General features: G+C 69.9%; 23 protein-coding genes. 6 read left to right on the top strand and 17 right to left on the bottom strand.

Translation table 11 applies throughout. The features are described from left to right. Nucleotides 1-205: 205 nt before the first annotated feature. The gene (locus tag U8D42_RS07415; RefSeq protein WP_322861587.1) at nt 206-643 is read right to left on the bottom strand and encodes an amino acid aminotransferase; all 438 of its coding nucleotides are present in this window, start codon (nt 641-643) and stop codon (nt 206-208) included. Between the two features lie 339 nt (nt 644-982). Beyond that, nucleotides 983-1522 carry a hypothetical protein gene (locus U8D42_RS07410; protein WP_322861588.1) on the bottom strand — a complete coding sequence of 180 codons (540 nt, stop codon included), beginning with the start codon at nt 1520-1522 and terminating at the stop codon, nt 983-985. A 472-nt stretch (nt 1523-1994) separates the two neighbouring features. Here U8D42_RS07410 and U8D42_RS07405 point away from each other — a divergent pair, with 472 nt between their 5' ends. The 6 genes from U8D42_RS07405 (at nt 1995) to U8D42_RS07380 (ending at nt 7647) form a co-directional block, all read left to right on the top strand. Beyond that, nucleotides 1995-2714 carry a YcnI family copper-binding membrane protein gene (locus U8D42_RS07405; RefSeq protein WP_322861589.1) on the top strand — a complete coding sequence of 240 codons (720 nt, stop codon included), beginning with the start codon at nt 1995-1997 and terminating at the stop codon, nt 2712-2714. Between the two features lie 426 nt (nt 2715-3140). Continuing rightward, the gene (locus U8D42_RS07400; protein WP_322861590.1) at nt 3141-3533 is read left to right on the top strand and encodes a hypothetical protein; all 393 of its coding nucleotides are present in this window, start codon (nt 3141-3143) and stop codon (nt 3531-3533) included. A gap of 268 nt (nt 3534-3801) precedes the next feature. After that, nucleotides 3802-5463 carry a PP2C family protein-serine/threonine phosphatase gene (locus U8D42_RS07395; protein ID WP_322861591.1) on the top strand — a complete coding sequence of 554 codons (1662 nt, stop codon included), beginning with the start codon at nt 3802-3804 and terminating at the stop codon, nt 5461-5463. Next, nucleotides 5460-6554: a cobalamin B12-binding domain-containing protein gene (locus U8D42_RS07390; protein ID WP_322861592.1), complete on the top strand. Its 1095-nt coding sequence runs from the start codon at nt 5460-5462 to the stop codon at nt 6552-6554. The genes U8D42_RS07395 and U8D42_RS07390 overlap by 4 nt, the downstream gene beginning before the upstream one ends. Continuing rightward, a complete protein-coding gene (locus U8D42_RS07385) occupies nt 6551-6916 on the top strand; it encodes an STAS domain-containing protein (protein ID WP_322861593.1) in 366 nt (121 codons plus the stop codon). The genes U8D42_RS07390 and U8D42_RS07385 overlap by 4 nt, the downstream gene beginning before the upstream one ends. 44 nt (nt 6917-6960) lie before the next feature. After that, nucleotides 6961-7647, top strand: a complete 687-nt coding sequence (locus U8D42_RS07380) for a phosphoribosyltransferase (protein ID WP_431523829.1) — start codon at nt 6961-6963, stop codon at nt 7645-7647. A 3-nt stretch (nt 7648-7650) separates the two neighbouring features. On the opposite strand, the gene U8D42_RS07375 is transcribed toward U8D42_RS07380, so the two are convergent. From U8D42_RS07375 to U8D42_RS07305, 15 genes are all read right to left on the bottom strand, one after another. After that, nucleotides 7651-8016 (bottom strand): hypothetical protein, encoded by a 366-nt coding sequence (locus U8D42_RS07375; protein WP_085243189.1) that lies wholly within the window; start codon nt 8014-8016, stop codon nt 7651-7653. Between the two features lie 96 nt (nt 8017-8112). Then, nucleotides 8113-8907, bottom strand: coding sequence for a DivIVA-like cell division protein Wag31 (gene wag31 / locus U8D42_RS07370; protein ID WP_322861594.1), 795 nt, complete (start codon nt 8905-8907; stop codon nt 8113-8115). Nucleotides 8908-9219: 312 nt separating this feature from the next. Continuing rightward, nucleotides 9220-9510 carry a YggT family protein gene (locus U8D42_RS07365; RefSeq protein ID WP_007170773.1) on the bottom strand — a complete coding sequence of 97 codons (291 nt, stop codon included), beginning with the start codon at nt 9508-9510 and terminating at the stop codon, nt 9220-9222. 157 nt (nt 9511-9667) lie between these two features. Next, nucleotides 9668-10333, bottom strand: coding sequence for a cell division protein SepF (locus tag U8D42_RS07360; protein ID WP_322861595.1), 666 nt, complete (start codon nt 10331-10333; stop codon nt 9668-9670). 62 nt (nt 10334-10395) lie between these two features. Next, complete coding sequence (locus U8D42_RS07355; protein ID WP_322861596.1) at nt 10396-11184, bottom strand: YggS family pyridoxal phosphate-dependent enzyme; 789 nt, start codon at nt 11182-11184, stop codon at nt 10396-10398. A 5-nt stretch (nt 11185-11189) separates the two neighbouring features. Continuing rightward, nucleotides 11190-11906 carry a peptidoglycan editing factor PgeF gene (gene pgeF / locus U8D42_RS07350; protein WP_322861597.1) on the bottom strand — a complete coding sequence of 239 codons (717 nt, stop codon included), beginning with the start codon at nt 11904-11906 and terminating at the stop codon, nt 11190-11192. 101 nt (nt 11907-12007) lie between these two features. Next, complete coding sequence (ftsZ, locus tag U8D42_RS07345) at nt 12008-13162, bottom strand: cell division protein FtsZ (protein ID WP_085243185.1); 1155 nt, start codon at nt 13160-13162, stop codon at nt 12008-12010. Between the two features lie 236 nt (nt 13163-13398). Beyond that, nucleotides 13399-14343, bottom strand: coding sequence for a cell division protein FtsQ/DivIB (locus U8D42_RS07340; protein WP_322861598.1), 945 nt, complete (start codon nt 14341-14343; stop codon nt 13399-13401). Further along, nucleotides 14340-15812, bottom strand: coding sequence for a UDP-N-acetylmuramate--L-alanine ligase (gene murC / locus U8D42_RS07335; protein WP_322861599.1), 1473 nt, complete (start codon nt 15810-15812; stop codon nt 14340-14342). Before murC ends, U8D42_RS07340 begins: the two co-directional genes overlap by 4 nt. Next, on the bottom strand, nt 15809-17029 hold the full coding sequence (murG, locus tag U8D42_RS07330; RefSeq protein WP_348636940.1) for an undecaprenyldiphospho-muramoylpentapeptide beta-N-acetylglucosaminyltransferase: 1221 nt from the start codon (nt 17027-17029) through the stop codon (nt 15809-15811). The genes murC and murG overlap by 4 nt, the downstream gene beginning before the upstream one ends. Further along, entirely contained in the window at nt 17026-18711 is a 1686-nt protein-coding gene (gene ftsW, locus U8D42_RS07325; protein WP_322861601.1) for a putative lipid II flippase FtsW, read from the bottom strand. The genes murG and ftsW overlap by 4 nt, the downstream gene beginning before the upstream one ends. Nucleotides 18712-18717: 6 nt before the next feature. Then, the gene (gene murD / locus U8D42_RS07320) at nt 18718-20175 is read right to left on the bottom strand and encodes a UDP-N-acetylmuramoyl-L-alanine--D-glutamate ligase (RefSeq protein ID WP_322861602.1); all 1458 of its coding nucleotides are present in this window, start codon (nt 20173-20175) and stop codon (nt 18718-18720) included. A 1-nt stretch (nt 20176) separates the two neighbouring features. Then, on the bottom strand, nt 20177-21256 hold the full coding sequence (mraY, locus tag U8D42_RS07315; protein WP_085243179.1) for a phospho-N-acetylmuramoyl-pentapeptide-transferase: 1080 nt from the start codon (nt 21254-21256) through the stop codon (nt 20177-20179). After that, nucleotides 21253-22785, bottom strand: a complete 1533-nt coding sequence (locus U8D42_RS07310; protein ID WP_322861603.1) for a UDP-N-acetylmuramoyl-tripeptide--D-alanyl-D-alanine ligase — start codon at nt 22783-22785, stop codon at nt 21253-21255. The genes mraY and U8D42_RS07310 overlap by 4 nt, the downstream gene beginning before the upstream one ends. Continuing rightward, nucleotides 22782-24314 carry a UDP-N-acetylmuramoyl-L-alanyl-D-glutamate--2,6-diaminopimelate ligase gene (locus U8D42_RS07305; protein ID WP_322861604.1) on the bottom strand — a complete coding sequence of 511 codons (1533 nt, stop codon included), beginning with the start codon at nt 24312-24314 and terminating at the stop codon, nt 22782-22784. The genes U8D42_RS07310 and U8D42_RS07305 overlap by 4 nt, the downstream gene beginning before the upstream one ends. Nucleotides 24315-24695: the final 381 nt, after the last annotated feature.

Here is a 24695-nt window from a genome sequence, read left to right as displayed (position 1 = left end):
GGTTACGGACATATTGAACAATAGCGTATGACCATGGCATCTCGATCGTCAATGACGAACGATGTTTTCCCATTTGAGAGGGCATATCGCCCCTTGTGGTCATACGAATTGTTATCTAACGTCCGTGCCCTGGCATAGACCGTGATCCATCGGGATCAACCTTCGGTGGGCCGCCGGTTCGCCTGACACTGCCCGATGCGCGCTGTCACATCGGCTTCAGGACGTTCGCGGCGACGTCGGGCGCACCAGCGTTGCCGGCCGGGTCGGCGCAGCGAGGACCGCGGCCAGCGCGGACCGCGGCGGCCCGACGGCGAAGCGATCCGGCCAGATCCGCCGCAGTGCAGGCATCAAACGACACTGCGGCAGCGACCAGTCGAGCGTCAACCCACGCGAGGTTGGCGAGCGCGCGTTCGGCGTGCAGAGCGCCGGCAAGGTCTTGCAGCACGGCGCGGAATGCAGCGCTGCCAGTAGCAGCTTCCGCAGCGTCGACCAGCAGGTCCAACGCGGCGTTTTCGGGATCGGTGGGCAGGGCGTCAACGTGATCGTCATGCGGTGAAGCTAACGCATAAACAATCGAAATATGAAGGGGTACAACGAAAGTCGTACATTTATCGCTACCAGCGCAAATGCCGGAATCGGGCATATGTCGCGACGGGCGCATATGTCGCCGGCCAATCCGTGAAGTAACCGGCGGTTCGCCGTTCGCTCTGGACACGGACACAAAATCTTCTGAAATCGGGGCAACCCGCGTGAACCACCGTCATGACTGTCACCTATGACGCGACTCATGTGTCACCTATGTCGTGAACTCACACACCCCTCGGACACATCCGGCGACACGACTCAAGTCGGCCGTCGCCTTGACTTGTCGCAGGTGCGGATCGTAATCAAGGTGGGCGCTGTCGACACGCCGTCATCCGCGCGACGAACTGGTCGGCGTTTGCCTCAGTGGGAGCCGCCGGATCGTCGTTGTTGGGTGTCGTTATGGCCGCGGTACGACGCCGCCATGATCCAGCGGCCCGGAGACCCGCGACCATCGTGGGAACCGGTGAACGATCGCGGCATCCAGGGTGAGATGACTGGGGTGGCCGTGCTCAAGTAATACCAGCAGGGCGGAAAACACCAGTGCATAGATGATGCCCGGTCCGATGTCGGTAGCTCCTGGGCCGTACGGTGCGCCGAAACCGTCGGCCGTGCACCATATCGCCATGGCGTAGAGGGCACCGCCCACGAAGACAACGCGACGGGCGACTCCGAGAACCAACGTGAACGCAAGCAACGTCTCGGTAACCGCGCCGATATACACGAACACCGCCGGCGCGGGCCGTTCCAGCGCGAGCACGAAATCGAACCACCAAGCGAGCCAGTGCGGCTCGGCGGCCGCGGTGCTTATCATGTTCGGCAGGAAGGTCGCGCGGAACCCGGGTTGCCACTTCAGCCAGGCATTGACGCCGAAGATAATCCCGAATGCGATCCGCAGCCCGGTAGGAGCCCAGCCTCGCCAATTCGTGGCTGTGTTCATCGTCTGCCCCTCTCGGCCGGAACAGTGGTGGTAATCGCTAAAGCAGCGCAACGGCGGGCGGTGCTCTTACCCGATCGATCGACCAGCGTCGTCGTGCGGCGGTGCGGCCAACCTCTCGAACCACTCTGTCTCGCAACATCATCGCTACCGCGACTCGCCCATGTCCTTGAACGACTCCTGGGAAGCTACTGTGAATATGGGTGCACTGCTGCTTCTGTCAGATGCGCGACGCCTGGACGTGGCCGTCGTACTTGCAGGTCACGGTCTGGGCAATGATGGCTGCCCCCAACGACTGCGACTCCGTGGGGCGGACTCGGCGCACAGGATCATCGAGCCGGCCGCGTTCATCGCGTAGCATCAGCCCGGAAGCTTGCAAGCTCCGCGCGCTGACTGCAGTTGACCTGCAGTGGATTTCGGGCGCCATCTCCGAATATGAATTGGCAACAAATCAGTCAATGAAGGATCTGACTATATGAGAAATCCGGCACGCGCCGCATCGCTTGCTGCGGTAGTCGCTCTGGCCGCTATTTTGTTCGCGTCGCCTGCGCTGGCGCATGTCAAGGTCTCTGGCACCAACGCCAGACAGGGTGGTTATGGAGTCTTGACGTTTAGCGTGCCCAATGAGTCGGATTCGGCCGCAGTCGTCGGGTTGCGGGTGTTCCTCCCGCAGGACACGCCTATCTATGTCGTGGACACCGCACCCAACCCGGGCTGGACAGCGATCCTGACCGAGAAGCCACTGCCGTCACCGCAAACGGACAATAACGGCACAGTGCACAACAGCTTTGTGTCGGAAGTGCATTGGATTCCCGATAACCCCCAGGCGGCGATCGGGCCCAAGCAGTTCGGCCAATTCTCGATGTATGCCGGCCCGCTGCCGAACCGCAACGCGTTGCCGCTGCCTGCGGAACAAACTTACAGTGACGGCCGCATCGTGAATTGGAATGACGACCCGTTCGCCGGTCCGCCCCAGCCCGGGCACCCGGCTCCGGTGCTCAAGCTCGGCTCGGGAGCCTCCGACCTGGATATCTTCACCACTACCGAAACGGTCCAGAACAACACGCCGCTATGGCCCGCCATCGTCGCGCTGGTTGTCGCGGCTGTGTCGCTGCTGATTGCGGGCGCGGCCGTCATCCTGATGCGTCGTAAAGATAAGAAGAAAGACGAGAATATCGTTGCGCCGCAAGGGTAATGCGGACATGCCCGGGACGCTGCTGAAATCCCGCGCCGCCGCCGGCCCTCGTGCCAGCAGTCGCCATGCGCCGGCCCTCGCCCGGCTGGCATTCGTCGATCGTCGATGACGCCGCGGAAGCTCGAATCTCAATATCGGAATTGACATGCATGGTTGCGTTGCTCGAGAGCTCCAGCTTGCAAATGCGGCGGGTGGGCCGTATCCGGAGCGGTTTGCGAGTGGGGTGAGTGAATGATTGCTGCGTTGTGCCGGCATCGGATTCGAGGCTGGGCACTGTTCATGGCGGTCGGCGTACTTGCGGGATGCGGTCATGGTGGCGGTTCCGGGGCGCCGGCGGTGACCCCGACGACGACGCAAGCGTCGTGGTCGCCGCCGCCGGTAGCTCCGCCCGACCCCCGGACCTTGCTCAGCGCCGGCGCCGCAGCTGTGGCGCAAGTCCCGCAGAGCGTGCTGAGCTTCATCGAGACCGAACAAAGCCAATCGTGGCGGGTGCGCGTGGTAGCAGCCGACGGCACCGAACAGCAGATGGATATCGATTCAGGCGGGACGACGGTATTAGTAGGTCCAACTCCCCGAAACAACAGTGACGCCGACACCGCAGCCCGCCGGGCCCGGGTGGCGGCCGCGCACCTGGACTATCGGGCCGCCGTCCAAAAAATACTTGAGGTTGTGCGCAGTGGATCCATCACTTATTTGAGCCTCGCCGACACCAGCGGAGCGACCGCGTGGGAAGCCGACGTATGGGACACAAACTTGGTCGAGCACAAAGTCATCATCAATGCCACGTCCGGGGCGCTCCTACAAAACAAGCAGATATAAGCCAAACCCGAGCGCTCGGTGGGCGTTGAGGTGGCCGCCTACACTTCACTTAGCGCAACCGCGCCTGCCGACGTGGGTAAGCCGCGGCATGACGAACCAACCCCAGTGACCGGCCGGCCGGGCAGGCGACTGTCTAACCGACCGAGTGGCCCGCTGGGCGGCGACCGGACGGCGGCGGTGGCGCAACGAAGCCCTCTCCCAATCCCGTCCGCGTACAGTCGGAGTAGCGTCAGCCGAATTCGCATTTTCCCGTCGACAGGTCAATTGCATGCATGATGGTGCCCACATAGGCGTCGAGATCGACCTTGACGCTTTGTGGGCGGCCGTGCCGTGCCCCACGCTGGTCATCGATCGCGAGGGGATCGTGCGGGCGCTGAGCGGGTCCGCCGAATCGCTGATGCCGGGCGCACTGCCGGGCAGCCGGATCGACGACTCGGTCGATTGGCTCTGGCGCGCGCACGACCGTCTCGTCCAGGTCGCCCCTGCTGCGCTCGACCGGGACGTATCCGTCGTCTCGGGAAGCGTGGCCGGCCGCAAATTCGACGCGCACGCCGCGGTGCTGCCCACCGGTGAGGTGGCGTGGTCGCTGGTCGAGGACACCGCCCAGCTGTTGCGCCAGGCGCAGGAGGCGCTTGCGCGGGAGCAGGAACGCACGGCGATCCTGCTCGAGGCGTCTTCGGTGTTGACGGCGTCGCTGAACGTGGACCGCTGCCGGGAGGCGACCGTGCAGATGGCCGCGCGGCACCTGTCCGACGCGGCGGTGCTGGTGGCCCCCGCGGGCCGCGGCAGGCGGCTACCGGTCTTCTACAGCGGGGCAGACGAGGTCGTGGAGCAGTGCAGTGTCGACGCCGATCCCGCGGTGGTGGCGGGTTTGAGCGAGGCGCTACACGGGTTCCCGCCGGTCTCCTCCGGCTGGATCGACCCGATGACGATACCGGATTGGCTTGTGCCCCAGCACTTCTCGGGCCCACCCGGGTCCGTGATGATTCTGACGCTGCCGGGCCACGGCGTCTCGGCCGGGGCGTTGGTGTTGCTGCGGCGCGCGGATCGGGCGGTCTACAGCGCGGACGACGAGCTGTTCGCCGGCTTGTTCGCCGCCCGGGCCGGGGCAGCGCTGTCCGCCGCGCGGCTCTACGCCGAGCAGGCCGCCATCACCCGCACGCTGATGCGTGACCTGTTGCCCCCGCCGCTGCACGGGTTGCACGGCATCGAATTCGCCGGCGGCTACCGGGCCTCGAAGGATTACGAGGTCGTGGGCGGCGATTTCTACGACTTCCACCCCGCGGCGCGCCCGGAGGACGAGACGCTGGTGGTCCTCGGCGACGTCTGCGGCAAGGGCCTGGAGGCCGCCGTGATGACCGGCAAGATCCGGAACACGCTGCAGGCCCTGACGCCGCTGGCCCAGGACCATGAGGGGGTGCTCACGCTGCTCAACCGCGCCATGTTGAGCTCGGATCACACCCGGTTCGCCACGTTGGTGCTGGCCTCGGTCGCCTACCGCGACGGCCAGGTGGTGCTGCGGTTGACCTGCGCCGGGCATCCACCCCCGTTGATCGTGCGCGACAACGGGCAGGTGGAAGAGGCCGACACCAAGGGCACCCTGGTGGGCGCCCTGGAGCGCATCACCGTGCAATCGTTCGAGACGTTCCTGGCGCCCGGGGAAACGTGCCTGCTCTACACCGATGGAATCACCGAGGCGCGCGGCGGACCGCTCGGGCACGACTTCTTCGGCGAACAGCGGCTGGCGGACTCGCTCACCGGGTGCGCCGGCATGCCGGCCGAAGCGATCGTCGAACGTGTCCTGATGCTGGCCACGCAATGGGTGGGTCAGCGGGTGCACGACGACATCGCTGTCGTGGCCATCACCGCCCCGCAGCGCACCCATCTCAGCGCCGTCGACGGCCACACCCGCGGCAGGTACGTGGCGTGAGGCCCAACGACACCGGTGTGGCCGCCTCCCGGGCGACCGACGAACTCGTTGTCCGCGAACGGCTTTGGAGCGCGCTTACCGACCGTGACGAATTCGCCGCGGCGGCCACTGTGTTCGCCGCGATGGATGCCGGCATGACGGCGGAGGACGTGCTGCTGGAGGTGATCGCTCCCGTCCAGCACAAGGTGGGCACCGAATGGGCCGCCAACCGCATCACCGTCGCGCAGGAACACGCGGCCACGGCCATCAACGATCGCGTCATCGCCGCGCTGGCTCATCACCCCGCCGGCAAAGCCCAGACCCACGGCGGCCGCGTCGCTGTGGCGTGCGTGGACGGCGAGTGGCACGCTTTGCCCCCGCGGCTGCTTTCGGAGGTCCTGCGGTTGCGCGGCTGGCAGGTCGACTTCCTCGGCGCGCAGGTTCCGACCCCCCACCTGATCGCGCACCTGCACCAGCACGGCCCCGACGTCGTGGCGCTCTCCTGCTCGATCCCGACCCGCCTGCCCACCGCGCACGCCGCGATCGTCGCGTGCCAGTCCGCCGGGTTTCCGGTCCTGGCCGGCGGCGCCGCGTTCGGCCGCGACGGCCGCTTCGCCCGCCGGCTGGGCGCCGACGCCTGGGCGCCCGATGCGCGGACCGCCGATGAACGCCTGAACCGTGGCTTCCCCGCCGTCAGGCGAGTTCGCAACCGCCAGCCGATCGATGACCTACCGCATCTGGTTGACCAGGAGTACACCCTGGTGAGCCGGAGCGCGGCGCAACTGGTCAAGTCCACCGTCGCCGACCTGGAGGACCGCTATCCCACCATGCGCGCCTACTCCACGCAACAGCAGCAGCACACCGCCGAGGACATCGGTCACATCGTCGACTTCCTCACCGTGAGCCTGTACATCGACGACGACGCGTTGTTCACCGATTTCATCACCTGGACCGCCGAGATCCTCGTCGCGCGCGGCGTCCCTGCGGCCTCGCTGCACCCGGCCCTGGATTTGCTGACGGTGCAGCTCAATGAGTTCCCCCGCAGCCAGCGCCTCCTGCGTGCAGCAAACGATGCCCTCACCACCGTCGCCGGCCCGGGAGCGTCCGCATGAACCTTTCGCTGAACGTCGCCGTGACCGGGCAGTCCGCCTGCGTGCAGGTGTCCGGCGACCTGGTCTACGAAACGGTGGACGCCATGGTCGACGCCGCCGGCCGGCTACTCAGCGCGGTGCCCGCCCCCGCACACCTCCATCTCGACCTCTCGGAGCTGGCCTTCTGCGATTCGGCCGGCCTTTCCGGACTGCTCCTGGTCCATCGCCGGAGCCGTCAGGCGGGCGTGCAGCTGCACCTGGACCATCGACCGCGGTTCCTCGATCGCATCCTCGACCTCACGGGGACGTTCGAGCACCTGGTCACCGCGCCGCACGGCGACGCGGGGTCACACAGCGCTCCGGGTGAGACCCGGGTTCGCTGACCGGCGCCCGGCCGCCACGCAGCCCGTAGGCTGGGTCGCAACCGATGACACCCCACGGATTCCTTCGCCACACTGCCTCGCGCACGTTCCTCGACCGTCGCGAGGCGGGGCGCGCCCTGGCCGAACAGCTGATGTCCTACCGAGACCGGGACGACGTGCTGGTTTTCGGTCTGGCTCGCGGCGGCGTACCGGTGGCCTGGGAGGTCGCCGCGGCGTTGCACGCGCCGCTGGATGTGTTCCTGGTCCGCAAGCTCGGGGTCCCGAACTGGACGGAGCTCGCGATGGGCGCGCTGGCCAGCGGCGGCGGCGTCGTGATGAACGACGACGTGGTGTCCAGCCTGCGGATCACCGACGAGCAGGTGCGCGGGGTGATCGAGAGCGAGGCGGCCGAACTCGCCCGCCGCGAGAGCGCATACCGAGGCGGGCGCCCGGCGGCCGACCCGGCCGGCAAGGTCGTGCTCTTGGTCGACGACGGGATCGCCACCGGCGCCAGCATGCTGGCCGCCGTCCGGGCGGTGCGGGCCGGCAGGCCCGGCTCGACACCCGAGAAAATAATCGTCGCGGTCCCGGTCGGGCCCGCGTCCACCTGCCGTGAACTCGCGCAGGAGGCCGACGAGGTGGTGTGCGTGTCGATCCCGCCCGGGTTCGAAGCCGTGGGGCAGGTGTACGCCGATTTTCACCAGGTCAGCGACGACGAGGTGCTTCAGGCGCTCGCCACGCCCACCGGCTGACTGCTACTTGGCGGCCTCGTCGCCGGGGCCCTCCGCGGATACCGCCGACTGTTCCGTCGCCTCCGGCGCCGGCCGCGTGGCGGTTTCCTCCGACGATTCGTAGCCGCCCTTGTCCAGGGCGTCCTCGGGGTAGTCGACGGCCTCCCCGCCGGCCCCTTCCTGGTCCTGGACCTCCGCCTCGTCCTGGTGTTGGTCTGCGCCGCCCGCGTCGCGCCGCTGCCGCTCCTGCAGCGCATCGACGATCAGCAGCACGACGCCGAGGACGCTGGCGCCGATGCACACCCAGGCGACCAACTCGTTGCTCGTGACCACGGCGAACACCAACGCCACAAGCCCGACCAGGGCCAGTACCAGCGCAATGATCAACATGGGTCATCCTCCAAGCGGCCAGCGGGCCAGCCGGTTCGTGTGCAGGTCCAGTGTGCCCACCGCCCGGCTTGGCGAGTGTCCGGCACGCCTGTGAGGTTAGTTGTTACCCCGGTTGAATTGGTCGAACCCGCCGGCGTCTGCGCTGGAGTCGACGGGTGCCGCCGACCCGCGCTGCCCGAGCTCCTCCAGCTGCGATTCCAGGTAGGTCTTGAGCCGGGTGCGGTACTCGCGTTCGAAGGTGCGCAGCTGCTCGAGGCGGCCTTCCAGGACGGTGCGCTGCTGGTTGATTGTGCCCATGATCTCGGAGTGCTTGCGCTCGGCGTCGGCCTGCAGGGCGTCGGCCTTCTCCTGGGCCTGACGCAGCTGGGTCTCGGAACGGGTCTGCGCATCCGCGAGCATCGCGTCGGCGCGCTGCCGGGCCTCGGTGACCGTGGTCTCGGCGGTCTGGCGGGCCTCGGTGAGGATCTGGTCGGCGTTGGCGCGGGCGTCGGCCAGCATCTTCTCCGACTCCGCCTTGGCGGTGCTGGTCAGCCGGTCGGCGGTGTCCTGCGCCAGGCTCAGCACCCGAGCGGCCTTCATGGCCTGTTCCTCGTTGCTGGACGCGGCGGCGGGCGCGGCCACCGGTGCCGCCTTGGGCGCCGGCTCCGGCTCGGGGACGGGAATCGCCTGAGTGGGGGCGGCCGCGGCGGCCGGAGCGCCGCCGCCGGCGGCCAGCTCCTGGTCCAGCTCCTCGATCCGCTGACGCAGATCGCTGTTCTCTTCGATGAGCCGCGTCAGCTCGGCCTCCACCAGATCGAGGAAGGCGTCGACCTCGTCTTCGTTGTAGCCCCGCTTGCCGATCGGTGGCTTACTGAACGCCACATTGTGGACGTCGGCTGGTGTAAGCGGCATTGTTTCGTCCCCTCAAGTTCCTGTCTAACGTTCTGGAAAGTGTAGAACGCAGTGGTAGCCGTCGTGCAACTGCCGTCCATCCTGTCACACCAGGCGCGACCGTTGCTGTTTAGCCCAATAAATAAGAACCAATTTCAAACACTGAGTGCCATAAAATCCGAATCCTTAGAATTTTTAAATCGCAGGCGTCAAACCGACGCAAAAATGTGGCCAAACCGTCTCCAGGCCGGAAGGTGGCTTACGCCACGGCGCCGGAAGGTGGCTCCACGCCACGGGCCAGGAAGGTGGCTTGCGCCTCGGAGCCGGAACGGCTCAGGCGGCGGCGCCGAAGGCCAGTTGCATGCCGATGAACGCGACCAGCAACAGCACCATGATGGACAGGTCGAACCGGACCGCCCCGATGGTGAGTTGCGGGATCAGCCGGCGCAGCAGCTTCACCGGCGGATCGGTGATCGACATGATGATCTCGAGGATCACCACCGTGATGCCGGTGGGATGCCAGTCCCGGCTGAACGAGCGGATGAACTCGACGACGACCCGGGCGATGAGCAGCAGCCAGAAGATGAACAGCGCAAACCCAAGGATCTGAAAGAACAGCACCAACTGAAGAGCCCCGACCTTACCGATGAGATGTCAAGCGCCGCGGGCTTGCGCGGCGAATGCCAGCGTACCGACTCCCGGACCCCGGCCACATCTCAGTCGGCCGCGACCGAGGGCGGCGACGAGACCGGCGGTGCCGGGCCGGGGTGCTCGGTGGGCGTTATTGGTAGGCGTAGAAGCCGGTTTCGGCGATCCGCCGGCGCTCCTCAGGGGACACATCGACGTCGGCGGGCGACAGCAGGAACACCTTGGTCGCCACCTTGTCGAAGGAGCCCCGCAACGCGAAGGCGAGTCCGGCCGCGAAGTCTACGAGGCGCTTGGCGTCGGCGTTGTCCATCGACACCAGGTCCATGATCACCGGCGTGCCGTCGCGGAACCGCTCGCCGATGGTGCGGGCCTCGCTGTAGTCCTTCGGCCGCAGCGTGGTGATCTTCGAGAGCGGGTGGCCCTCCTCGAACATCATCGCCATCCGGCGCGGGTCCATCGCCAGCGCACCGCGGGTGGAGTTGCGCAGCCAGGACCCGAAGCGGGGCCTGCCCATCTCCGACCGTTCGAACTCGCGGGGATGGACGGCGCCGTAGCGGGACTCCTCCCCGTAGCCGCCGCGGTAGCCGCCCGGCGGCGGGTAGTCAGCGGGCTCACGCGGGTCGTCGTAGTCGCGGCCCTCGTAGCGTCCTTCCAGGCGCCCTTCCAGGCGTCCGTAGCCGTCGTCGAAACGCGGCCGCGGGAAACCGCGGGAGGGTGCGTGGTCGTCGTAATACTCGTCGTCGTAGTCGTCCATCGGGGCCATACCGAAATAGGCCTTGACTTTGTGCAGTGTGCTCATTGCGTTGACCCCTTCTAGCCCCTGATGCTTGGTGTCAGTGATGAAGATGTGACTACAGTGACTTAATACGGTGACGGTAGCGGCCGCGGGCCCAATAGCGCGGTACCGACACGCACACATGTGGAACCGTGTTTGACGGCAACTTCGAAATCGTCGGACATCCCCGCGGACAGCCCGACGGCGTTCGGATGGGACGCGAGGACCCGCAGGTGCTCGGTTCGCAGGCGCTCGAAGGCCGCATCGGGCTCCGAGCCCAGCGGCGGGATCGCCATCAGCCCTACCAGTTCCAGGTGCTTGGACTCCTCGACCTGGTCGCACAGCTGGTCGACCGCCCCGGGCGCCGAGATGTCGACACCGCCGCGCGACTCGTCGCCGTCGAGGCTGAGCTGAACGTAGATCCGCATCGGGTCGGCGCGGCGGCCCTCGCCCAACGCCGCCGACACGCCCCGGTCGAGGGCGCCGATCAGCTGTGAGCTGTCGACCGAGTGGGCGGTGTGCGCCCAGCGGGCAACCGAGCGGGCCTTGTTCCGCTGAATGTGGCCCACCATGTGCCAGCGCAGGGGCGGCGTGTCCGCCCGCGAAGAGGCCGCCATCAGTTTGGTGACTTCGCTCACTTTTACCGACGCTTCCTGATCCCGCGATTCGCCGACGGCCCGGCAACCTAATCGGGACAAAGTCACGACATCGGTTGCTGGAAAGAATTTGGTAATCGGCAGGAGTTCGATTTCACCGACATTGCGACCCGCCGCTTCGGCGGCCGCCGCAAGGCGCGAGCGCACGGAAGCTAATGCGTGCATCAATTCCGTTTCACGGTCGCCGGGACCTGTCGGGGCCGGCGTCCTATCCCCCATCGTGGTCACTCCATCCACACCAACGACGCCAGCCGCCCCGTCGGCGCGTCCCGGCGATGGCTGAACAAGGTCGGGTCGGCCACCGTGCACCGCGGATCGATGTCGATGGCCGTGACGCCCAAATTCTTGAGCTGGCAAGCGATTCCGGCACGAAGGTCGAGTCCGGGGGTGCCGGCCGCGGTGGTGGTGCGGCTGCCGGGCAGCGTGGCCTCCACCTCGGCGGCCATGGCCGCGGGCACCTCGTAGTTTCGCCCGCTGACCGCCGGGCCGAGCAGGGCCGAGATGTCCTCGGCGTGCGCGCCGAGGGCGAGCATCGCCTCCACGGTGCGGGCCACCACCCCGAGCTGGGCGCCGACGCGACCGGCATGCACCGCCGCGGCCACACCGGCGCGCGCGTCGGCCAGCAGCACCGGCACGCAGTCGGCGGTCACCACCGCCAGGGCCAGCCGCGGGGTGCTGGTGACCAGGGCGTCGGTGCCCACCTTGCCGCCGACGGCGGCAATCTGAGGCCTATCGACCACCTCGACGTTGTCACCGTGGACCTGGTTCATCCACACCACGCGGTCGGGCCCGAGTCCGATCGCGGTGGCGAGCCGGTTTCGGTTGGCGGCCACCGCCGCCGGGTCGTCGCCGACGTGGTCGCCCAGATTGAAGGAGTCGAACGGTGCTTCGGATACACCGCCCGCGCGGGTGGTGGTCACCCGCCGGATGCGCACGCTCACCCGTCCAGTATCCGGAGCGCACTGCCTGCCTGACGGCACCACCATCCGACCCCTATGTTTCTTGGCCGGTTTGTCGCGCACTGGCAAGCAAATCGAGACCCTCAGCGGCGCATGAACGGCGGCACGTCGACGTCGTCGTCGTCGCCACCGCCGATGTTCAGCGTGGCGCCGTTGGTTTGCAGCGGCACGCTGACCGCGTCGACGGGTTCGAACAGCGTCGAGGTGAGCTTGCCGGCCTTCGCCGATTCGATCCGGTGTGCCCCACCCTTTTCGCCTGCACTGTCTCCGACCACGGGCCTGCGGCCGGGTCCGGCCGCACTGAAGCCCGCGGCGATAACGGTGACGCGCACCTCGTCGCCCAGCGAGTCGTCGATGACGGTGCCGAAGATGATGTTGGCGTCCTGGTGGGCGGCGTCCTGCACCAGCGAGGCCGCCTCGTTGATCTCGAACAGGCCCAGGTCGCTGCCGCCCGCGATGGACATCAGCACGCCCTGGGCACCCTCCATGGATTGCTCCAGCAGCGGCGAGTTGATCGCGATCTCGGCGGCCTTCAGCGACCGGCCCTCGCCGCGCGCCGACCCGATGCCCATCAACGCGGTGCCCGCGCCGGACATGATGCCCTTGACGTCGGCGAAGTCGACGTTGATCAACCCTGGCGTGGTGATCAGGTCGGTGATGCCCTGCACGCCGTTGAGCAGCACCTCGTCGGCGCTGCGGAACGCGTCCATCAGGGAGACCGCGGCATCCCCCATCTGCAACAACCGGTCGTTGGGGATGACGATCAGCGTGTCGCAGCTTTCCCGCAGCGTGTTGATGCCGCCTTCGGCCTGCGAACCGCGGCGCTTGCCCTCGAAGGAGAACGGCCGGGTGACCACGCCGACGGTCAGCGCGCCGAGCTTGCGGGCGATGCTGGCGACCACCGGCGCGCCGCCGGTGCCCGTCCCGCCGCCCTCACCGGCGGTGACGAACACCATGTCCGCGCCGCGCAGCAGCTCCTCGATCTCGTCCTTGGCGTCCTCGGCGGCCTTGCGGCCGACCTCCGGGTCCGCGCCGGCGCCCAACCCGCGGGTGGAGTCGCGGCCGACGTCGAGTTTGACGTCGGCATCGCTCATCAACAGCGCCTGCGCGTCGGTGTTGATCGCGATGAACTCCACGCCCTTGAGGCCCTGCTCGATCATGCGGTTCACGGCGTTGACACCGCCGCCACCGATGCCGACGACCTTGATGACGGCCAGGTAGTTATGCGGGGGGGTCATCATTCGGTTTCCTCCCTGATGGGCTCAAGTTCTTCGCGACGGGATTCCTCCCGAACGTGTGCGGCCCGCCCTGGCAAACCCTCAACCTCAACCATAGAGTTAGAGTTATGTCAAGTAGTTCCGCGCAACCAGAACGGTATGGGCATGGCGCGCCCTAACCCCGCAGGCGCGCCGAGGCGCGGCTCGCAAATTTTTTCTGTTGCCGCCGTCACACCCGCCGGGGTCGACGGGCTTTTTTACTTCACCGTCGGCAGGTCGGGGCTGGACACGTCGTAGGTCCGCCCCGGCTGCGTCAGCAGCGCCGCCAGCTTCTCGGCCTTCTCGTCGGTGCGATCGGTCGTCCCCCAGATCACCACCCGGCCGTCGCCCAACGTGAGCGTGATCGACGCCACCGACGGCGCCGCGATCCGGCCCACCTGGCCAGCGACCTCGGGCCGCAGCGCGGTCAGCACCTGCAGCGCGGCCTTGGTCGCCGGGTCGTTGGGACCGGGGTTGGCGACGTCGAGATACGGCAGCGCCGGCGGCGGCGGCCCGGTCGCGAAATCGACGCCGTCCCGGTCGAAGAGATGCGGGCCGTCCGGAAAGTCCTTCACGGCCACCGGAACCCGCTCGACGATGGTGATGCGCAACGCCGACGGGTATTGACGCTGCACCCGCGCGCTGGCCACCCGCCGGATCGCCGCCACCCGGTCGGCGACCTGGTTGGTGTTGATCTGCAGCAGCGGGGTCCCGGGCCGCACCCGCGCCGCGTCCAGCACCTCTTCCCGGGTCACCTCGCCCGTGCCGACCACGACGATGTTGCGGGCCGACATCGCGGGGGTGAAATACAGGATCAACGCCAGCCCGATGCCGAGGACGACCAGCAGCACGGTCACCAGCAGCATCTTCAGGCCGCGAACCACGCCCCGGGCGACGGGTTTGGGCTCGTCGAGCGGGCGCCCGCTGGCCCGGCGTTTGGCCTCGCGGCGTGCCTCTTCGATCGCGGTGGCGCGCGCCTGCGCGGCGCGGCGTTCCGCTCGTTCCCGACGGGCCCGCCGGCGCGGGCCCTCGAATTCCTCCGGGTCCGCCGGCGATTCGGCCGCCGGCCCTCCGACGAAGAGCGGCTCGGTGAGGTCGTCGGCGGCCGCGTGGGCGTCGCCGGGCTCGCCGACCACCGGCGTCGCGTCGTTCGGCTGGGTCATTGCAGGACCCCCGGGCGGCCGGGCGCACTGCGGTTGTCCCTGATCCGCAGCGCGGTCACGATCTCCGGCCCCAGCAGCGTCACGTCGCCCGCGCCCATCGTGACGATGACGTCGCCCGGGCCGGCGGCCGCGGCCACCTGTTCGGCGACCGCGGAGAAGTCGGGCAGGTAGCGCACCGGCACGGTGACGTGCTCGGCGACGCTCGCGCCGCTGACGCCGGCCAGCGGTTGCTCGCGCGCACCGTAGACGTCGAGGACGAACACCTCGTCGGCGGCATCGAGCGCACGACCGAATTCCACGGCGAATTCCTTTGTGCGCGAATACAAATGAGGCTGAAACACCACAAGGCTGCGCCCGCCGCCGCTCTGCTCGAGCACCGTGCGGACCGCGGCCAGCGTGGCGCTGATCTCGGTGGGATGGTGGGCGTAGTCGTCGAAGACGCGCACCGACCCGGCGTTGCCGACCAGTTCGAACCGCCGCCGCACCCCCTCGAACCCGGCCAGCCCGTCGAGCACCGCGTCGACCGGGGCGCCGATCTCGATCGCCGCCAGCAGCGCACCCAGCGCGTTGAGCGCCATGTGCCGACCGGGCACCGACAGCCGCATCACGCGGGGATACGGTTCGGGGCCCGATTCCGGGGTCAGCTGGATGTGCGCGACCGCTTCGGTGCCCTGCTGCTCCCAGGACAACAGCGCGGCCGCGAGCCCCTGCTCCGGCGCGGATCCGTAGCGCAGCACCCGGATTCCCAGCTCGGCCGTGCGGTCGGCCAGTGCGGCCGCGCCCGGGTCGTCGACACACACCACCAGCGCTCCCCCGGGCGCGAGTCGCTCCACGAAGGCGTCGAACACCCCGACGTAGGCCTCGGCGGTGCCGTAGAAGTCCAGGTGATCGGTCTCGATGTTGGTGACCACCGCGACGTTGGGCGTGTATTCCAGCAGCGAGCCGTCGCTTTCGTCCGCCTCGGCGACGAAGCAGTCGCCGCTGCCGTGGTGCGCGTTGGTTCCGGCCTCCCCCATCTCGCCGCCGACCGCGAAGGACGGGTCGCGCCCGCAATGCTGCAGCGCCACGATCAACATCGACGTGGTCGTGGTCTTGCCGTGGGTCCCGGTGACCATCAGCGTGGTGCGCCCGTCCATCAGCCTGGCCAAGACCGCGGGCCGCAGGATCACCGGGATGCCGCGCCGCCGGGCCTCGACGAGCTCGGGGTTGGTCTTCGGGATGGCGGCGTGGGTGGTGATGACCGCGGTCGGGCCGTCGGGCAACAGGTCGAGCGACGACGCGTCGTGGCCGATGCGGATCGACGCGCCCCGGGCCCGCAAGGCGTGCACGCCGCGGGACTCCTTGGCGTCCGAGCCGGACACCAGCGCGCCGCGGTCCAGCAGGATGCGGGCGATGCCCGACATGCCGGCTCCCCCGATGCCCACCATGTGCACCCGGTGCAGCTCGGGCGGCAGCTGTTCGGCGTTCACCGTCGCCCTCCCGCCGCTGCCTTCCTGGCGATGTCGAGCGCCGCCTGGGCCACCCGGCGCGCCGCGTCGGGGTGCCCCACCCGCGCGGCGGCCTTCGTCATCGCCGCCAGCCGCGGCGCGTCGTTGAGCAGCCCCGCCACCTCGCGGGCCACCAGCTCCGGCGTCAGGGCGGCGTCGGCGACCACCATGCCGCCGCCGGCGTTGACCACCGGCAGCGCGTTGAGCCGCTGCTCGCCGTTGCCGATCGGCAGCGGCACGTAGATGGCGGGCAGGCCGACCGCAGAGACCTCGGCGACGGTCATCGCGCCGGACCGGCAGATCGCCAGGTCGGCCGCGGCGTAGGCCAGATCCATCCGATCTACGTAGGGCACCGCCACGTAGGGCGGATCACCGGGCCGGCGCTCCGGCAGCTCCAGGGTGTTCTTCGGGCCGTGCGCGTGCAGCACCGACACGCCCGCGGCGGCCAGGTCCGCCGCGGCCCCGGACACCGCCCGGTTCAGCGACACGGCACCCTGCGAACCGCCGAACACCAGCAGCACCCGCGCGTCGTCGGCGAACCCGAAATGCCTGCGCGCCTCGGCGCGCAGGGCCGCACGGTCCAGCGAGGTGATGGCGGCCCGCACCGGCACGCCCACCACCTCGGCGCGCGGCAGCCCGCAGTCGGGCACCGCCGACAGCACCCGGTCGGCGCCGCGGGCGCCCACCCGGTTGGCCAGCCCGGCGCTTGCGTTGGCTTCGTGGATCAGCACCGGGACGCGGCGCCGGCGGCTGAGCCCGCGCGGGATCCCGCGGGCGGCCAGGTACGCCGGCAGCGCCACGTATCCGCCGAAACCGACGACGACGTCGGCCTCCACCGCGTCGAGCACGGCGCGGGTCTCCCGGACCGCGCGCCACACCCGCGGGGGCAGCCGCGCCAGGTCGCCGCTGGGCTTACGCGGCAGCGGCACCGGCGTGATCAGCTCGAGGTGGTAGCCGCGCTGGGGCACCAGCCGGGTCTCGAGCCCCCGGTGGGTGCCCAGCGCGGTGATGCGCACCTGCGGATCCAGCGCGCTCAGCGCGTCGGCCACGGCCATCGCGGGCTCGACATGGCCGGCGGTGCCGCCGCCGGCCAGCACCACCGACAGTGGCCTGAGCGGCCGAAAAGACGACAACGCGGCACCGGCGGGCTGGGGGCTTGCCCCCAGCCCGCCGGCCGGCTTGCTGACCGTGTCGTTCACCCGTAACGCTGACCTTCCAGTGTGCGAGCGCGTCGTGCCTGACGCTGGCCGGCTCCGCGACTGGCGGAGCGCTGGCCAGATCCATGATGCACTGCCCTGCGGGCCGGGCGGGCGGCTGTGCGCGGGAACGCCGGCCGCAGCGGTTCCTCGGCCTTGCGGGAGGCCGTGCGGGAGGCCGTGCGGGAGGTGTTGCGGGAGGCCTTGCCGGCGGGTGCCTGGGCGGCCTTCCGCGCGCCCTTGCGGGGAGGGGCGCCGTTGGCCGGCGGCTTGCCGCCGCGCTTGCGGTCGCGGAAGGACTCGAGCCGGGTCGGCACGTACGGCTGGGGCAGCGGCAGCCGCAGGAACCGGTTCACCTTGTCGTCGCGGCCGGCGCGCAGCGCGGCCACCGCCTCGGGTTCGTGCCGGGCCGCGTTCGCCATGATGCCGATCATGAAAAGCGTTGCCGCCGTGGAGGTTCCGCCCGCGGAGATGAGCGGAAGCTGGATGCCGGTAACCGGCAGGATGCCGATCACGTAGCCGATGTTGATGAACGCCTGGCCCAGCACCCACATCGTCGTGGTGGCGGTCAGCAGCCGCAGGAAGGGGTCGGCCGACCGGCGCGCGATGCGCATCCCGGTGTAGGCGAACAGCCCGAACAGGACCAGTAGCCCGAAGGCGCCGACAAAGCCCAGTTCCTCGCCGATGATCGCGAAGATGAAGTCGTTGTGGGCGTTGGGCAGGTAGTTCCATTTGGCGACGCCCTGCCCCAGGCCGTCGCCGAAGATGCCGCCGTGCGCCAGGGCGAACTTGGCCTGGCGGGCCTGGTATCCGGTGTCCATGGGGTCGTTCTCGGGGTTCATCCACGACTTCACCCGGTCGGAGCGGTAGCCCGCCGACATGGCCAGCACGGCGCCGGCCATGACGACCGCCAGCAGCGAGGTGGCGAAGACGCGCAGCGGCAGCCCGGCGTACCACAACAGCGCCAGCAGGATGATGCCCAGCGACACCGTCTGCCCGAGGTCGGGCTGCGCCACGATCAGCGCCAGCGCGATGACCGCGGCCGGCACCAGGGGGATCAGCATCTCGCGCAGCGAGGCGCGCTCCAGCCGGCGGGCGGCAAGCAGGTGCGCGCCCCAGATGGCGAACGCGATCTTGGCCAGTTCGGACGGCTGCATGGAGAAGCCGGCGACGACGAACCACTTCCGCGAGCCGTTGGCCAGGTTTCCGATGCCCGGAACGAGCACCAGCACCAGCAGGATGACGGTGACGACGTAGCCGGTGAAGGCGACGCGGCGGATGAACCGCACCGACATCCGCAGCGACGCGTAGCAGGCGATCAGGCCGATCACCGTCCACAGCACCTGCTTGCCGAAGATCACCCAGGCCGACCCGTCGGCGTCGTAGGACCGCACACCCGACGCCGACAGCACCATGATCAGGCCGAGGGTCGTCAGCAGCCCGGCCACCGCGATGATCAGATGAAACGAGGTCATGGGCCGGCCCAGCCAGGCGCCGAACCGGTTCCGCCCCTCCCCGGCGACCTGGGGTTTCGTCGGCTTGGACTCCGACGTGCCGGCGGCGCTCACCGGTCCGGTCTCGGCGTCGGTGTCGGCGTCGGCCGGATCGGCCGCGGCGGTGTCGGCGGCGGCGGCGTCCGAAGCGTCTTTGGCCCGGCGTCGCAGCCGGGTCAGCGGGTTACCCACGCCCGCCTACCGGGTGGCCGCGCGGACGGCGGCGGCGAAGGCGTCACCACGGTCGGCGTACCCGCTGAACTGGTCGAACGACGCGCCGGCCGGTGCCAGTAGTACGGTGTCGCCGGGCCGGGCCAGGTCGCGGGCCGCGGCCACCGCCGCGGTCATGACGGAAGCGCCGAGATTCCCGACCGAATATTTCACTTCTGTCACATCTGACCCAACAACCACAGCCGTCGCATTCATATCAGCATCCTCGCCTGTCACAACCTGGACGACGGGGACATCCGGCGCGTGTCGCGATAACGCCTCTGCAACCTCTTGGCGATCTCGGCCGATGAGCACCGCGCCGGCCAGCCGGGGGGCGATCCGGGCCACCTCGGCGTCCACCGAGGCGCCCTTGAGCAGACCGCCGGCCACCCAGACCACCCGCGGGTAGGCCAGCACGGACGCCTGGGCGGCGTGCGGGTTGGTGGCCTTGGAATCGTCGACGTAGGTGATGCCGTCGGCGACGGCGACCACCTCGGCCCGGTGCCGGCCCACCCGGAAGGAGGCGATCGCCCGCGCGATCGCCTCGGCCGGCACGCCGACGCTGCGGGCCAGCGCCGCCGCGGCCAGGGCGTCGAGGATGCCGACGGGTCCCGGCACCGGGATCGAGTCGACCGGCAGCAGCGGGAGGTCGTCGGCGAAGGCGCGGTCGACCAAGTGGCCGTCCCGCACACCCAGCTCGCCCGCCGCCGGTTCGCCGAGCCGGAAGCCGACGCGCACCGGCGCCGCGGCGGTGCCGAGCAACGCGGCCGCCCGGGCGTCGTCGAGCCCCACCACCGCCACCCCGCCGTCGAGCGCCCGCGCCTTGGCGGCGGTGTACTCGGCCATGGTGGAGTGCCAGTCCAGGTGGTCTTCGGCGATGTTGAGGACGGCACCCGCCGCGGGCCGGACCGAGGGCGCCCAGTGCAGCTGGAAGCTGGACAGCTCGACGGCCAGCAGGTCGGCGGGCGCTTCGAGCACATCCAGGACCGGATCGCCGATGTTGCCGCACAACACGCTGCGCCGGCCCGCGGCGGTCAGCATGGCGTGCAGCATCGACGTCGTGGTCGTCTTGCCGTTGGTGCCGGTGACCACCAGCCAGCGCCGCGGCGGACCGTACCGGCCCGCGGCGTCGAGCCGCCAGGCCAGCTCCACGTCGCCCCAGACCGGCACGCCCGCGGCGGCGGCGGCGACCAGCAGCGGTGTGTCCGGGGAGAACCCCGGGCTGGTGACCACCAGGGCGTAGTCGGCGACGCGCGGCGTGGCCGCGGACGTGGTCACGCCCGGCATGCCGCTTTCGGCGTAGCGCCGCAGCGTGGCGGGATCGTCGTCGCACAGGGTCGGCGCGGCGCCGAACCGGGCCAGCGCCGCCAGCACCGCCTTGCCGGTGATGCCGCCGCCGGCCACCAGGACGGGCGCGCCCGGCGCCAGAGGGTCGAGCCCGGGCATGTCAGGCACCGATCGCGCCCAGCCACTCACCGTAGAAGAGGGCCACGCCCAGGCCGCAGGTGATCGCCGTGAGCAGCCAGAAGCGGATGATCACCGTGGTCTCGGCCCAGCCGGACAGCTCGAAATGATGGTGGAAGGGCGCCATCCGGAACACCCGGCGCCCGGTGGTCCGAAACGCCAGGATCTGCAGCACCACCGAGGTCACCTCGGCGACGAACAGCGACCCCAGCACGACGGCGAGGATCTCGGTGCGGCTGGTGACCGACAGGCCCGCGATGATGCCGCCCAGCGCCAGCGATCCGGTGTCCCCCATGAAGATCTTGGCCGGGGCCGCATTCCACCACAGGAAGCCGATGCAGGCGCCCGCGGTGGCGGCCGCGACGAGTGCCAGGTCCAGCGGGTCGCGCACGTTGTAGCAGCCCAGGCCCGGCGCGGTGACGCAGGCATTGCGGTACTGCCAGAAGGTGATCAACACGTAGGCGGCGGTGACCATCGCCATGCACCCGGCGGCCAGCCCGTCCAGGCCGTCGGTGAAGTTGACGGCGTTGGACCAGGCGCTGACGACGACCACGCAGAACAACACGAACAGCCCGGGAGCCAACGTGACGGTCGCGATCTCGCGCACGTAGGACAGGTCCGCGCTGGCCGGTTTCAACCCGTTGGCATTGCGGAACTGCAACACCAGCACCCCGAACAGCACGGCGGCGGAGACCTGCCCGATGGTCTTGGCGGTCTTGTTCAGCCCGAGGTTGCGCGATCGGCGGATCTTGATCAGGTCGTCGAGGAAACCGACGCCCCCCAGCGCGGTGGCCAGGCCCAGCACCAGCAGGCCCGACGCGGAAACGCCCTCCCCGTCGAACGCCAGCCCGGCCAGGTGCGTCCCCAGGTATCCCGCCCAGATGCCGGCCAGGATGGCCACCCCGCCCATCGACGGCGTGCCGCGCTTGGTGTGGTGGCTGGGCGGGCCGTCCTCGCGCGTGTGATGGCCGAAACCTTGCCGGGTGAACAGCCGAATCAGCGCCGGGGTCAACAGGATTGACACGGCGAGCGCGACGGCCACCGCGATGAGGATCTGCCTCACTGGGCCGCTCCCTGCCCGGCGGCCAGGGCGTCGGCCAGCGCGCCCAGTCCGGCGGCGTTGGAGGCCTTGACCAGGACCACGTCGCCGGGGCGGAGTTCGGCCCGCAGCAACGCCAGGGCGGCCTCGGCGTCGGGCACGTTGACGGCTTCCGTGTCCCACGAGCCTTCCATGACCGCTCCGTGGTGCATGGCGCTCATTGACCTCCCAGTTCCCACGACGACGAGTCGAGACACATCTAAGCGCACCGCCAGCCGGCCGATGCGATCGTGCTCGGCCACCGAGTCCTCGCCGAGCTCGGCCATTTCGCCCAGCACCGCCCAACTCCTGCGCTTTTCGGCGGCGTCGCCGCCTTGGCCGTGGGCGATCCAGGCCAGCGCCTGCAGCCCGGCCCGCATCGAGTCGGGGTTGGCGTTGTAGGCGTCGTCGATCACCGTGACCCCGTCCGCGCGGGTCGTCACGTGCATCCGGTGCCGCGACACCGGCCCGGACTGGGCGAGCGCGGCGGCGACCTGCTCGACGGTCGCCCCGCATTGCAGCGCGACGGCGCTCGCGCACAACGCATTGGCGACCTGGTGGTCGCCGGAGACACCCAGCTGCACGTCGACCTCCAACGGACCTCGGGTGTCCCTCGCGTGCAGGGTAAAGCGGGGCCTGGCCAGTTCGTCCAGCGACACTCCGTCCGCCCAGACGTCGCTTGGCCCGGAGTCGGTGTGGCTGAACCGGCTGACGCGTACCACCCGCGCGTCGGTGACGCGGGCCATCGCCGCGACGGCCGGGTCGTCAACGTTGAGGATCACCACGCCGGACGACGGAACGGATTGGGGCAGTTCGGATTTGGTGCGCGCGATGGCTTCCCGCGAGCCGAACTCGCCGAGGTGGGCGGTGCCGACGTTGAGGACCACCCCGATCGAGGGCGTGGCGATGTCGGCCAGCGCGGCGATGTTGCCCGGGTGGCGCGCCGACATCTCGAGAACGAGATAGTCGGTGCTCCGCGTCGCGCGCAACACCGTCCAGGGGTGCCCCAGCTCGTTGTTGAACGACCCGGGCGGGGCCACCACCTCGCCCAGCGGCTCGAGCACGGCGGCCACCAGGTCCTTGGTCGACGTCTTGCCCGACGAGCCGGTGATCCCGACGATGGTCAGCCCGCCCGCCACCAGCTCGGCGGCCACCACCTTGGCCAGCTTGGACAGCGCCGCCAGCACCGCCGCACCCGAACCGTCGGTGTCGTGTTCGAGCACCCCGGCCAGGCCGCCGCCGGCCCGCGGTTCGGGGGGCACCACGATGGCCGGCACCCCCACCGGCCGCGCGGCCAGCACGGCGACCGCGCCGGCCGTGGCCGCCGCGCCCGCGTAGTCATGCCCGTCGGCGTGCGCGCCCGGCAGCGCGAGGAACAGCCCGCCGGGGCCGACGGCGCGCGAGTCGAATTCGACGGTGCCGGTGACGCGGAGCGCCGCGGCGGCCTCCGGCGAGATGTCGGCCAGCGTGCCGCCCACGATGTCGGCGATCTGCGCGACGGTCAGGTCGATCATGATCGGGCCCTCAGGGCGTTCAGGGCCTCGGTCAGCTCCACCCGATCGTCGAACGGGCGGGTCTCCGTGGCGCCGCGCTGCCCCGTCTCGTGCCCCTTTCCGGCGATCAGCACCGCGTCCCCGGATCGGGCCCAGGCGGCGGCGTGCCGGATGGCCGCGCGCCGGTCGCCGATCTCGACGACCTCGGCCGAACCGCCGCGCGCCCCGGCCAGGATCTCGCCGCGGATCGCGGCGGGGTCCTCGCGGCGGGGGTTGTCGTCGGTGACGACGATCAAATCGGCCAGCTCGGCGGCGATCTCACCCATCTGCCGCCGCTTGCCCGGGTCCCGGTCACCGCCCGCGCCGAACACCACCGCCAGCCGGCGACCCGGGCGCCGCAGGGTGGCCAGCACGGCGCGGAGCGCTTCGGGTTTGTGGGCGTAGTCGACCAGCGCGAGGAAATCCTGGCCACAGTCGATCTCTTCCATGCGGCCGGGCACCCGGGTCGCCAGCAGCCCCGGCGCCGCCTGCTCCGGCGACACCCCCACCGCATCCAGAAGGGCCAGGGCGACAAGGCAATTGGCGACGTTGTAATGCCCCGGCAGCCGGATACCGACGCGATGGCGCACGCCGGCGGGGTCGACCGCGGTGAACTGCTGTCCCCCGGCGCCCACCGGAATCACGTCCATGGCGCGCCAGTGCGCGGGTTGGTCGGCGGCGCTGACGGTGATCGCGTCGCCGGCCCGGGCGGCCATGGCGCGCCCCGCGTCGTCGTCGACGCAGACCACGACCCGGCGGGCCCGCAGCGGCGACGCGGGATCGAACAGCTTCGCCTTGGCCTCGAAGTAGTCGGCCATGGTGGGGTGAAAATCGAGGTGGTCACGGGACAGGTTGGTGAAACCGCCCACCGCGAACCCGGTGCCGTCCACCCGGCCCAGCGCCAGCGCGTGGCTGGACACCTCCATGACGACGGTGTCCACGCCGCGCTCGGCCATCGCGGCGAACATCGCCTGCAGCGCGGGCGCCTCCGGGGTGGTCAGCGCGCTGGGAACGTCGATGCCGTCGATGCGGATGCCGATGGTGCCGATCAGGCCGGCCGTCCGGCCCGCGGCGCGCAGGCCCGATTCGACGAGATAGGTCGTGGTGGTCTTTCCGGAGGTGCCGGTGATCCCGACCACCGTCACCCGCTCCGACGGGTTGCCGTACACGGTGGCGGCCAGGGCGCCGAGCACGGTACGGGGCGCCGGGTGCACCAGCGTCGGCACGGCCGGACCCGGCGCGCCCATTTCCGTCACCCCGGCGGCATCGGTGAGGACCGCGACGGCGCCGCGCTCGATCGCCTCGGCCGCGAACCGGGCCCCGTGCGTGGTGGCGCCGGGTAGCGCGGCGAACAGGTCGCCGGGCCGGACGTCCTGGGCGCGCAGCGTCACTCCGGTGACCGCCACGTCGGGCACCGCGGCGCCCCCGTCCGCGGGCACCGCGCCTACCTGGGCCGCCAGCGCGGGCAGGCGCGATCCCGCGCCCGCGCTGGGCCGCAACCCCGTGGGCATCGGCACCACCTGTTCACACCTCCCTGCAGACGCGCGTGATCCTCATGATCGGCCATGACACCCTACCGAGAGGCACCTGCCACGCACGTGGCTCGTCAATTTGAGTGTGCGATGAGGGCCTTCGGTGTGCGCTGAAGGCGTGGTTTGCGCCCGAATTCCGCCCTGAGCGCACCCGCGACGCCGTCACCGCACGGACGCCGTCACCGCACGGACGCCGTCACCGCACGATCGACGGACCGCCCGCCCGCTATGCCCGATGGCGGCGACCCGCCGCGCCCGGCTACGCCGCCCTAGCGATCGCCGCTACACCCGATGGCGGCGACCCGCCGCGCCCGGCTAGGCCGCCCTAGCGATCGCCGCTACACCCGATGGCGGCGACCC

The organism is Mycobacterium europaeum, assembly GCF_034555895.2.
In the GTDB taxonomy this organism is placed as follows: Bacteria; Actinomycetota; Actinomycetes; order Mycobacteriales; family Mycobacteriaceae; genus Mycobacterium; species Mycobacterium europaeum.
The sequence above is the reverse complement of the archived record's forward strand: the minus strand, read 5'-3'. Positions and strand labels throughout refer to the sequence as shown.